Annotated in this window: 6 protein-coding genes and 2 pseudogenes; all 8 read right to left on the reverse strand. The window is 73.0% G+C overall.

Going from position 1 to position 6,645, the window contains the following annotated elements; translation table 11 throughout:
- A pseudogene (locus HCN52_RS24910) lies at positions 1 to 258 on the reverse strand (zinc ribbon domain-containing protein); the annotation flags it as partial.
- Positions 255 to 809: a phage tail protein gene (locus HCN52_RS20270; RefSeq protein ID WP_168089891.1), complete on the reverse strand. Its 555-nt coding sequence runs from the start codon at positions 807 to 809 to the stop codon at positions 255 to 257. The pseudogene HCN52_RS24910 and the gene HCN52_RS20270, both read right to left, overlap by 4 nt.
- Positions 810 to 855: 46 nt before the next feature.
- The gene (locus HCN52_RS20275) at positions 856 to 2,814 is read right to left on the reverse strand and encodes a putative baseplate assembly protein (RefSeq protein ID WP_168089892.1); all 1,959 of its coding nucleotides are present in this window, start codon (positions 2,812 to 2,814) and stop codon (positions 856 to 858) included.
- Positions 2,814 to 3,245: a gp25 family contractile injection system sheath assembly initiator gene (locus HCN52_RS20280; RefSeq protein ID WP_168089893.1), complete on the reverse strand. Its 432-nt coding sequence runs from the start codon at positions 3,243 to 3,245 to the stop codon at positions 2,814 to 2,816. Before HCN52_RS20280 ends, HCN52_RS20275 begins: the two co-directional genes overlap by 1 nt.
- Complete coding sequence (locus HCN52_RS20285) at positions 3,245 to 5,092, reverse strand: VgrG-related protein (protein ID WP_168089894.1); 1,848 nt, start codon at positions 5,090 to 5,092, stop codon at positions 3,245 to 3,247. Before HCN52_RS20285 ends, HCN52_RS20280 begins: the two co-directional genes overlap by 1 nt.
- Positions 5,093 to 5,095: 3 nt before the next feature.
- Positions 5,096 to 5,815 (reverse strand): CIS tube protein, encoded by a 720-nt coding sequence (locus HCN52_RS20290; protein WP_168089895.1) that lies wholly within the window; start codon positions 5,813 to 5,815, stop codon positions 5,096 to 5,098.
- A gap of 31 nt (positions 5,816 to 5,846) precedes the next feature.
- Positions 5,847 to 6,272: a phage tail protein gene (locus HCN52_RS20295; protein WP_168089896.1), complete on the reverse strand. Its 426-nt coding sequence runs from the start codon at positions 6,270 to 6,272 to the stop codon at positions 5,847 to 5,849.
- Between the two features lie 67 nt (positions 6,273 to 6,339).
- Positions 6,340 to 6,645: pseudogene (locus tag HCN52_RS20300) on the reverse strand (extensin); the annotation flags it as partial.

Consider the following 6,645-nt stretch of genomic DNA (forward strand, 5'->3'; position numbering starts at 1 on the left):
GGTGTGGGGTACGCGGGGGTCGACGCCCCGGCCGCCGGCCGGGGCTGCCTTGCGGGCGGTGGCGGGCGCGCTCCCGGTGCCGGGGAGCCGGCGGGGGTCCACCGGCACGACCTGGGACGGCCGTGTCGTGGGCGTCGTGGCCCGCGCGGGTCGGTCGCCGCTCGCGGGTCCCCAGCTGAGGACCGCCCGGCAGGTGTCGCAGAACGCCTGCCCGGGCTCCGCCGGGGTGCCGCACTCGGAACAGGTCAAGGGGCTCATCGTCGGGTCCTTCCGCGGGGTGTCACCTGCACCGTGTACGGCATGTGGGCGGGACGGGCGGCCGCGACCAGCGCGGCCAGCCGGTGCTCGTCGCCCGGGGTGGGATTCGGCAGCTCCAGCCGGACGTGCAGCGCCGGGCGGGGTTCGCCCGGGAACTGCCCCAGCGGGCCCGCACTCCACTGTGCGCCCCCGCTCTCGGTGATCTCCGGTTCGACGCCGAACGCCAGCAGCACCGCCTGGCGCAGGCCCTGCCGGGTGCCGCGGATGCGGTGGAGGCGCGCGGCCTCCGACACGGCGACCCGCAGCCGGTCCTCCGGCTCGGTCCCGTCGGTCTCCGCCCCGACCCAGCCGGCGAGCCAGCGGGTGAAGTCCAGCGGCGCCAGGTCCGGGTCGAAGTACGCCTCCAGGCAGTCCAGGACGTTGAGGATGGGGGCGAGCACCTCGTCGAGCCCGTCCACGAAGCGGTGTGCCAGGTCGTCGTCGGCGAAGACCGCGGGAAGCATCAGGCCGATGGGCGCCGAGGAGGCGAGGCCGTCCACCGAGCCCCTCATCGCTCCGCTCCCGTCGCGGTGCGGCCGGCGTGCGTGCCCAGGGCGCTCACGAGCCGTCCCCGATGACACGCACCCGGTGGTCGAACGAGAAGACGAGCGCGGACGGCTGCAGGTCCAGCCGGTCGGTGCCCTCGCCGCGCTTGCCGGTGAGGGGGTCCGCCGCGTGGAGGACGACCTCGTCCACGAGTTCCACGCCGGGCACGCGTTGCAGCACGGAGAAGACCTCCCCCGCCTGCACCGGCCTCCCGAACCGCCAGCCGGTCCGCTCCGACCCGCCGACGAGCGGGTCGAGGTGCCGGTAGAGGGCGTCGAGCGACTCGCGGCGGACCCGGTCGGTCTCCTGGCCCCGGAACGCGTGGAGCGTCGCGACGACGGTGATGCCCTGGTAGAAGGGCGGTCCGACGGCCAACCGGGTGCCGATCAGCCGGCGCTCGTCGAGGTGGCGCGTCACCCGCTTCAGAAGGGCGTCGCCGGGGACGAGCTGCTCGAACCGGAGCCTGCCGCCGGGGTCGGGGACGGCCTGCGGCACCACCAGGACCCGCACGGCGTACGCCCCGTGCTCGCCCTCCTCGCCCTCCAGGCAGGTGATGCGGGCGGCCTCCGGTGCCGCGCGCCGCGCCAGCTCCTCGTAGTCGCGCAGGGTCACGGCGCGCTCCTGGGCCCGCAGCGTGACGGGCGCGCGGACGGTGGCCTCCTCGACCGTCTCGCCGTCGACCCCGCCACGCGCCGACTCGCGGTTGACCACCTCGGCGACGTAGGGGACGGAGGTGCGCAGCACCCGGACGGCCCCGCGCGCGACGTTGCCGGCGCGCCCGCCGCCGATGCGGTAGGTGCGGGCACGGATCGGGGCGCCCTGCGGGGCGACCCGCCCGTACTGCCGCATGGTGCCGTCGGGTTCCCGCACGGCGGGGCCGAAGGCGATCTCCCCGGTGGTGGCGTCGAGCGTGACGTGGCGGTCCTGCGGGCCGGAGACGGCGAAGTGCGGCACCACCTCCCAGTCCACCCACCGGTCGTCCTCGGCGGTCTGCAGCAGCAGCGGCGGGTCGTCGCCGACGACCGGCGCGTGCGGGAGCCGCAGCCGGTGGCCGGGCAGCCCGGTGCCCTCGCCCAACGCCTCGTCGTGCCGGGTGTCGGCGTGCACCGCGGTGGTGGTGCCGCCGATGGTGAAGACGGCGGCGGAGCGCACCGTGGGCGACAGGGCGTAGAAGGGCTGGCCCGCGGCCGGTTCGACGACGCGGCACCGCAGCCACGCTGCCTGCCGTCCACCGGTCCGCGAGGCGACATGGCCGGCGGGCACGTGCAGCACCACTTCGCCGGGCCGGTTGAGACCGCCGGTCCCGTCGCGCTCGACCTCGCACTCCTGCCAGCCCTGGTCGCTCCACGCCTCCCAGACCAGCGGCGGCTGGCGCGGGTCGACACCGACACCGTCCACCCGGCTGTCGAGTTCCACGACGACGGCGCAGCGGGGCGCGGCGACGTCCAGACCGAACAGCATGCAGTCGCCCGGCGCGGGCGACTCGGCGAAGCACTGCACGTCCTCCCCCTCCGCGAGGTCGGTGGTGCGGTCGGTGGGTGAGGCGCCCTCGTGCTGCGTCACCAGGTGCGCGAGGGAGGTCGGCACCATCGACAGCGCGTCCTCGACGGCGAAGACGACGGCGTCGTCGCCGCTGACGCGGGCGGTCGCCACCTCGGTGCCGACCTCGATCTCCACCGGGTCCTCCTGCGGCGCCGACAGCCAGAAGGTGACCCCGGTGCGTGCGGCGGCCGGCGGGAAGAGCGTGATGCCGACGAGGTCGAGGAAGGCGCGCCGGTTCTTCTCCGGCACCCGGTTCAACCGGTAGACGATCTGGTCGGCCATGTGCGCGACCGTCTCGACGAGGGTGACACCGGGGTCGGAGACGTTGTGGTCGGTCCACTCCGGCGCGCGCTGCTGGATGTAGCGCTTGGCGTCGTCGACGAACTGCTGGAAGCGTCGGTCGTCGAGATTGGGAGAGGGCAGGGCCATCAGCGGTCGCTTTCGGAGGCCGGGCCGGTGGGCGGCTCGTCGTGGGAGGGGATGACGTAGAAGGGGAAGACGAGGCTGCGCGGGTTGTTGGTCCCGCGGATCGAGTACCGCACGTCGATGTGGAGGACGTTGGCGCCCTCACCGGCGGTCACGGTCACCTCCTGCACCTTGATGCGGGGCTCCCAGCGGTCGAGGCTCAGATACACCTCGTGCTGGATTCTGCCCGCCGTCTGCTCGTTGACCGGGGCGAAGACGAGGTCGTGGATGGCGCATCCGAACTCCGGCCGCATGGGGCGCTCGCCCGGCGCGGTGGCGAGCACGAGTTGGATCGCCTCCTCGATCTCGCGCTCCCCGCTGACGAGGGCGATGCCCCCGGTCGGGGAGAGACGCATCGGGAAGGCCCATCCGGACCCTACGAACTGTTCTGCCATCAGATCATCATCGCCAGGTCGAAGGTGGGCGGGTGCTTGGGGCCGGGCAGCGGCGCGAAGCCGTTGAGCCCGAGGGCCGGCGCCCTGATGCCGACAGCGGCGGAGGTGATCGAGAGCGCGGTGGCGGCGGCGAGGCTGACCTTCGTGCCCCGGACTGTGAGCTTCCCGAGCGCGCCGATCGTGAGCATCCCGCCCGCGTCGATGTCGAGGTTGCCGCCGGCTTTGAGCGAGAGGTTGGTCTTGGCCTGCACCGAGACGGAGGTACCGCCCTCGATGGTGACGGCTCCCGTGCTCGTCACCTCGATCCGGGTCTTGGCGCGGTCGAGGTCGATCACCAGCTTGTCGTCGCCGGTGGCGATGCGGACGCCCTGCTGGCCGCTGCTCCGGCTGCGGAAGTCCACCCGGTTGCCCGTGCGGTCGGCGAGGGTGTGGCGCGTCGCCTGGTTGCGGGCGCCGTCGTGGAGCGGCACGTTCTCCGGCGCCTTGCCCGGCTCGTCGCGCCCGTTGTACAGGCCGCCGAGGACGTAGGGATGGTCGAGGGCGCCCCGGTCGAAGGCGACCAGGACCTCGTCGTTGACGTCGAGCGGAAAGATGCTGCCGCCGCTCTTGCCGCCCCACTGCGCCACGCGGGCCCAGTCGCTCTCGTAGTCGTCGTCCAGCCACGGGAACGTGAGCTTGACCCGGCCCTGCTTCAGCGGGTCGCTGACGTTGGTCACCAGTGCGTTGACGACGCCGGGCAGCCGCTGACCACCGGCCTCGCCGCCACCGGAGGTGAGGCCGTACAGCGACCGCCACTGGCGTCCGCTGACGTTGGCCCACGCCTCGTAGTGGGAGCCGGCCTCGCCGCACACGTGCCGGACCGAGGTGACGGTGTAGGTCCCCTCGAAGGGCTCGCCGACGTACTTCAGCTGCACCGGGACACCGGGGCGCACCCGGGGGTCGCCGCGCAGTGCCACCTCCAGCTCCGCGAAGGAGGAGGTCACGTCGGCGGCGAGTGAGGCGGCGGCGTGGTCGACCTCCTGCTCGGTGTCGTAGGGCACCCGGGTCTGCACCAGTTCGGACCGCGAGAACGGCCCCACCGCGTCGGCCGGTGTCTTCCCGATACTGACACCGCGGTAGGAGTCCGCGGGCCGCTCGGAGATGATCGGCTTCTTGGTGCGGACGTCCCAACCGCGCGCCCCGGCGGTGGACACCTGGTCACCGGCGGTCGCCGAGGCCCGCAGCCGCAGCACGCTCTTGCCCCGCTCCAGGACCAGCGCCTCCCCGACGGGGTCGGGCGCGGCGAACTGGAGTCCGCCCTTGGCGTCGATGGAGACCGCGACGCTGTTCTCGTCGGCGAGACGAGCGATGAAGTCCCAGTCGGTGACGCCGCTCTGCGCGATGAAGTCGTACCGCTTCTCTCCCCCCTGGCCGAACGCGATCCGGCCGACGTCCACCCCGTTGAGCCCGGCGAGCCTACGCACGATGTCCGAGGTGGACAGCTCCCGGTACGCGGCCACGCGGCGGCTCCGCATGAGGCGGAACCCGGCGTCGTAGCCCCGGATCACGGTGAACGAGCCGGTGCCGTCGAAGTCGGCCTCCAACCCGGTGACCTCGCCGGTCAACAGGACGTCCGAGGCACCGCGGCCGTTGGCGACCAGGGCGATCTCGACCTCGCTGCCGAACGTGACGCCGAGCTTGCCCACCAGCGTCCGCTGCGGGTCGCGGAAGGTCAGCCGGAACGCGGCCGGCACACCGATCCCCTGGTCGACCCAACCGTCGACCATCTTCAGCGCGTTGTTGGCCGTCAGCGCGGTGCCGTCGATCTTCACCTGGACGACGCTGGAATGCGCGATCTTGGTGCTCATGTGCTAGCGCACCTCCTCGGCGGCGGGAAGCATCAGCTCGGTGCCGGGCCACAGGCGCGAGGGGTCGTCGATGCCGTTGGCCTCGGCTATCGCCCGCCAGGCGGTGGCATCGCCGTACTCGCGCCAGGCGAGCGACTGCAGGGTGTCGCCCGCGACGGCACGGTGCACCCGACGCGCGGTGAGGGCCCCGGAGGTCGGGTTCTGCCGCCCCGTCTCGCTGGGGATCTCCTTCAGCTGCACCTGGCAGGTGGCCCGGATCGGCACCCCGCTGGTACCGAAGAGGGAGTAGGTGGCGTCCACCGAGGCGACGTAGGCGACGAACCGTGCCGTGGAGAACGAACCCCACTGGAAGACCACCCAGGGCGGCGAGGGCTGCTTGGCGGCGTAACTGTTCGGCGTGACCGAGCAGCAGGCCAGGAGGTCCTCCACCTTGCGGAGCACGGTGTCACCGCCCGGCTCGTGCGAGGAGTCCAGGAAGATCTCCACGGTCATCTCGCGCGGCTCGGGGCCGAGGAACTCCGGCAGCGGCCCGTCCTTGACGAGGGCCTTGGGGGTCGCCTGCCAGCTGGTGCGGCGGCCGAGGGAGAGCTGGGCGGGGTTGAAGTCGAAGGAGAAGGTGGTCATCAGACCGCCGGGGGTCGTGCCGTCGCCCAGGGGCGGCTCGTGCACGGCGAGTGTGGCGCGGACCAGGCTGTCGCCCGCGCCACCGCTTCCGAAAACCATCGCGGGTCCGGTCCTTTCGTGGGGCTGCGGGTCAGTCGGTGAATCCGTGGTGCGCGATCTCCAGCACCTCGTTGGCGACGGCGGGGCTGGAGCTGTTGAGCGTGGGCCCCTGCCAGCTGACGGGGAGCACGTCGATGAGCCCCCAGGAGACGACCTCGGAGCCGTCGGCCCGCAGCGCCTGGATCTGCGCGGTGGGCCGGGTGACGCCGGTGGTCACCGACGAGATCCACTTGGCCACCTGCGCGGTCTCGGGGGTGAGCGGCCGGGTGAGTCGGATGGTCGAGTAGGTGACACGGGTGGGCAGCCGCCAGACGAAGCCGTTGTTGCCGCCCTCCTGCCGCTGCTCGGTCTCCACCTGCGCCGACAGTCCCTCGCACTCGTTGAAGTAGCCGAGGCTCTCCCCGTCGATGCTGAGGCTGAAGAAGACTGTGGTGCCGGGGTCGAGCTGCTCACTCATCGTTGCTGGCCTCTCTGAGCCTCGGGCGGTCGGTCCGGACCGCGTGGTCGGTCGGGTGGGACGCGGATCAGCTGCCGCTGTCGCGCAGGCGGCCGATCCGCTCGCGGTCCATGCGGAGTTCGGTGCGCACCAGCCGGGTGACCCGGCTGATGAGCCTGCGGGCGAGTTGGTCGAGCTCCCGGTCCGACAATCCGTCGATGTCCAACCGGTCCTGCTTGGGGGTGGTCCGCCGCTCCGGTCGCGCCACCGATAGCGGCCCCGCACCGGGCGGCGGCACGGGCGGTTCCACCGACGCCTCGACGGCGGCCGGCGGCTCCGGGTTGCGGAAGCGGCGCTGCACGGTGGGGGCGGGGCCGGCCGGCCCCGCCGCCAC

The sequence above is a fragment of the Streptomyces bohaiensis genome, from assembly GCF_012033785.1.
GTDB lineage: Bacteria > Actinomycetota > Actinomycetes > Streptomycetales > Streptomycetaceae > Streptomyces > Streptomyces bohaiensis.

Bases quoted from the DNA above. Each gene is read 5' to 3' on its own strand.
- HCN52_RS20270 (WP_168089891.1), bottom strand. From the start codon at position 809: ATGAGGGGCTCGGTGGACGGCCTCGCCTCCTCGGCGCCCATCGGCCTG.
- HCN52_RS20275 (WP_168089892.1), bottom strand. From the start codon at position 2,814: ATGGCCCTGCCCTCTCCCAATCTCGACGACCGACGCTTCCAGCAGTTC.
- HCN52_RS20285 (WP_168089894.1), bottom strand. From the start codon at position 5,092: ATGAGCACCAAGATCGCGCATTCCAGCGTCGTCCAGGTGAAGATCGAC.
- HCN52_RS20290 (WP_168089895.1), bottom strand. From the start codon at position 5,815: ATGGTTTTCGGAAGCGGTGGCGCGGGCGACAGCCTGGTCCGCGCCACA.
- HCN52_RS20280 (WP_168089893.1), bottom strand. From the start codon at position 3,245: ATGGCAGAACAGTTCGTAGGGTCCGGATGGGCCTTCCCGATGCGTCTC.
- HCN52_RS20295 (WP_168089896.1), bottom strand. From the start codon at position 6,272: ATGAGTGAGCAGCTCGACCCCGGCACCACAGTCTTCTTCAGCCTCAGC.